This window comes from Halomonas sp. ATBC28 (assembly GCF_005937175.1).
Classification (GTDB): Bacteria; Pseudomonadota; Gammaproteobacteria; order Pseudomonadales; family Halomonadaceae; genus Vreelandella; species Vreelandella titanicae.
In genome coordinates this window covers 1-438 of sequence record NZ_VCQL01000121.1, presented here as the reverse complement: position 1 = coordinate 438, position 438 = coordinate 1, and the positions used below count along the sequence as shown (strand labels likewise).

Here is a 438-nt window from a genome sequence, read left to right as displayed (position 1 = left end):
GAGTCCTGACAGCCGAGCCCGCGAGCCGCAACATCACCCCGGGCCGGGTCTGGTTCAGCCTCGACACCCGCCACGGCGACCCCGGTCAGCTGGAGGCGATGCGGGAGCGGATCCTGGCCCGGGCCGACGCGCTCGCCGCCGAGCGGGGCGTCGCGATCCGGGTGGAGGAGTTCTGGCGGGCGCCGCTGACCCCGTTCGATCCGGTCCTGGTGGACCGCGTCCAGGCGGCGGCCGAGGCGCGGGGCCATGCCTGGACCCGGATGCCGACCGCGATCTATCACGACGCCGTCTATTGCGCCCGGACGGTGCCGGCGGCCCTGGTGTTCTGCCCGTGCCACGGCGGCATCAGCCACAACGAGGCCGAGAGCATCACGCCGGATTGGGCCCGGGCCGGCATGGAGGTGCTGGCCGACGCCGTGCTGGCCACGGTCGGCATCG

At 74.4% G+C, this 438-nt stretch carries 1 protein-coding gene; it reads left to right on the top strand.

Annotation, left to right across the window (positions count from 1 at the left end; translation table 11 throughout):
- Nucleotides 1–438 (top strand): M20/M25/M40 family metallo-hydrolase (locus E0L35_RS25625; protein ID WP_138801738.1); only part of this gene is annotated, 438 nt, incomplete at both ends.